This is a genomic window from Mycobacterium sp. (assembly GCF_035603715.1).
GTDB lineage: Bacteria > Actinomycetota > Actinomycetes > Mycobacteriales > Mycobacteriaceae > Mycobacterium.
Map to the genome: position 1 here is coordinate 1 of NZ_DATNJW010000590.1, position 2,216 is coordinate 2,216.

The 2,216-nt window shown below is 63.7% G+C and carries 5 protein-coding genes and 1 pseudogene; 2 read left to right on the forward strand and 4 right to left on the reverse strand.

The features are described from left to right. Positions 1 to 161: pseudogene (locus VN856_RS24240) on the reverse strand (adenylate/guanylate cyclase domain-containing protein); the annotation flags it as partial. 117 nt (positions 162 to 278) lie between these two features. On the opposite strand from VN856_RS24240, the gene VN856_RS24245 reads away from it, so the two are divergent. Further along, complete coding sequence (locus VN856_RS24245) at positions 279 to 1,040, forward strand: SDR family oxidoreductase (protein ID WP_325694007.1); 762 nt, start codon at positions 279 to 281, stop codon at positions 1,038 to 1,040. On the opposite strand, the gene rpsR is transcribed toward VN856_RS24245, so the two are convergent. The 3 genes from rpsR to rpmB are packed head-to-tail and all read right to left on the reverse strand — an operon-like array spanning position 1,037 to position 1,680. Continuing rightward, positions 1,037 to 1,279: a 30S ribosomal protein S18 gene (gene rpsR, locus VN856_RS24250; RefSeq protein ID WP_325694009.1), complete on the reverse strand. Its 243-nt coding sequence runs from the start codon at positions 1,277 to 1,279 to the stop codon at positions 1,037 to 1,039. The genes VN856_RS24245 and rpsR overlap by 4 nt on opposite strands. Continuing rightward, entirely contained in the window at positions 1,280 to 1,444 is a 165-nt protein-coding gene (gene rpmG / locus VN856_RS24255) for a 50S ribosomal protein L33 (RefSeq protein ID WP_325694011.1), read from the reverse strand. Further along, positions 1,444 to 1,680 (reverse strand): 50S ribosomal protein L28, encoded by a 237-nt coding sequence (rpmB, locus tag VN856_RS24260; RefSeq protein ID WP_325694014.1) that lies wholly within the window; start codon positions 1,678 to 1,680, stop codon positions 1,444 to 1,446. The genes rpmG and rpmB overlap by 1 nt, the downstream gene beginning before the upstream one ends. Before the next feature lie 97 nt (positions 1,681 to 1,777). Between rpmB and VN856_RS24265 the strand changes: the two genes are divergently transcribed. After that, positions 1,778 to 2,216, forward strand: a 439-nt coding sequence (locus tag VN856_RS24265; protein WP_325694017.1) for a GTP-binding protein, incomplete at its 3' end; no start/stop codon positions are given.

The window sequence follows — 2,216 nt, forward strand, 5'->3', positions numbered from 1 at the left end:
CGCCGGTGAAAGCGGTACATCGACGGCTCGGCGTCGATGGTGTCGATCGGGATGGACGGGCCCGGCAGCACCAGCACATCGTTGGGTCCATCGCCAAACGCCTGGTAGGCGATGTCGACCTCGCCGCAACTGGCGTAGCGAGTCCGCGGAAACTGCGCCACGTCTACAGGCTAGTTCAGGATGCCGACACGTTTACCGAGACTTCGACGCGGTAATCGCATACCGTCCCTGCTGCCGCGAGTATGCGGGTAGCAGAAAGCGACGGAGAGGAACAGCGCATGCAGTTGACGGGTAACACCGTTCTGGTCACCGGAGGTGGTACCGGAATCGGCCGAGGCCTCGCCGAGGCATTCCACCGATTGGGCAACAACGTCGTCATCGCAGGCCGCCGCCACGACACACTGCAAGCCGTCGCGAAAGCCAACCCGGGTATCCAATTCCTGTCGCTGGATCAGGGTGACTCCGCCGACATCCGGCGATTCGCCATCGAGATGTCCGACAAATATCCCGAGCTCAACGTGCTGGTCAACAACGCGGGGATTCAGCGCGTCGAGGACCTCACCACCGGTAACCCCGGCACGGCCGAGCAGACCCTCGCCGTCAATCTGCTCGGCCCTATCCGCCTCACCTCGGCATTGCTGCATCTGCTGCTGGGCAGGCCGCGCGCGGCGATTCTCAACGTCACGTCCGGGCTGGCCTTCATGCCGAGCGCGCTCACGCCCACGTACTGTGCCAGCAAGGCAGCGATGCACTCCTACACGCAGTCGCTGCGTTTTCAGCTGCGCGAGTCTGCGGTCCAGGTCATCGAAATCATTCCGCCCCGAGTGCAGACGGCGTTGCAGGGCGATCGCGGATTCGACCCGCGGGGAATGCCACTGGACGAATTCATCAGCGAGACGATGACATTGCTGCACACCAAGCCCGACGCCGACGAGATAGTCGTGGAGCGAGCCAAGGGATTCCGGTTTGCCGAGCGGGACGGCGCATTCGACGAGATATATCCCGTCTTCAACGAGAAGATGACCGCCGACATCGATTAGGGGAGCAGCGCCATCTCGCGGGCATTCTTGATCGCCGTGGCGACTTGGCGCTGCTGCTGCACGGTCAGACCGGTCACCCGGCGCGACCGGATTTTGCCGCGATCGGAGATGAACATCCGCAACCGGTTGGTGTCTTTGTAGTCAACTGCGCTGACGCCCAGCGTTTTCAGAAGATTGCGCTTGGCAGGTTTCAGCTCGGGCGCAGCGGTGCGTCTCGTGCGCTTGGTTTTCTTGGCCATTCAGCGTTCCTCGCGAAAGTCGACGTGCCGGCGGACGACCGGGTCATACTTCTTCAGCGTGAGCCGGTCGGGGTCGTTGCGCCGGTTCTTGCGCGTGACGTAGGTGTAGCCGGTGCCCGCGGTGGATCGCAGCTTCACGATCGGGCGAATCTCGTTGCGCGCCATCAGATTCGCTCTCCTGATCGGCGGATCCGGGCGACGACGGCCTCGATGCCGTCACGATCGATCACCTTGATTCCCTTGGCGCTGACCCGCAACGTGATCCGGCGGCGCGCCGATGGCAGGTAGTAGGTCTTGGATTGAATGTTCGGTGACCAACGCCGTCGCGTGCGCCGATGTGAGTGCGACACGGCGTTGCCGAAACTCACCGACCGTCCGGTGACTTGGCAGCGTGCGGACACGGGCTCTCCCTTAATGAAAATCGTTTTCGACAAGATCCGCAGAGGACTGTAGCGTGTGCAGAGGCTTATTGAAAAGCATTTTCAACAGGGAGTGATGATGCGGACACCCGTAGTTCTCGTCGCGGGACAGGGCGGCACCGACGCGGTGGCCGGCGCGCTGCTGCGCAAACCCGGGACGATTGTCGTCGAGCACCGTTTCGACGGCCAGGTGGTTCGACGGACGCTGGTGGTGCTGCGCGACGGCGACTTGGTCATCGCCGAGGAGGCGCTCGAGCTGGCGCACGGTTGCTTGGCGTGCACGATCCGCAACGACCTGCTGGTGCTGCTGCGAAAACTGCACCGACGCAGCGACGTCGACCGGATCGTCGTGCACCTGGCACCGTGGCTGGAGCCGGAGCCGATCTGCTGGGCGATCAACCACACGCACGTGCGCGTCGGTCCCGGATATTTCGACGGGCCCGCCGCCCGCGACGTGGTGATCGCGGGGGTGGTGGGTTGCGTACAGACGCTCGACTGGCTCGGCCAGGCCCTGGGCG

What these genes read in the sequence shown, in the direction of transcription:
- VN856_RS24245 (WP_325694007.1), top strand. Translation starts at nt 279, where the DNA reads ATGCAGTTGACGGGTAACACCGTTCTGGTCACCGGAGGTGGTACCGGA.
- rpsR (WP_325694009.1), bottom strand. Translation starts at nt 1,279, where the DNA reads ATGGCCAAGAAAACCAAGCGCACGAGACGCACCGCTGCGCCCGAGCTG.
- rpmG (WP_325694011.1), bottom strand. Translation starts at nt 1,444, where the DNA reads ATGGCGCGCAACGAGATTCGCCCGATCGTGAAGCTGCGATCCACCGCG.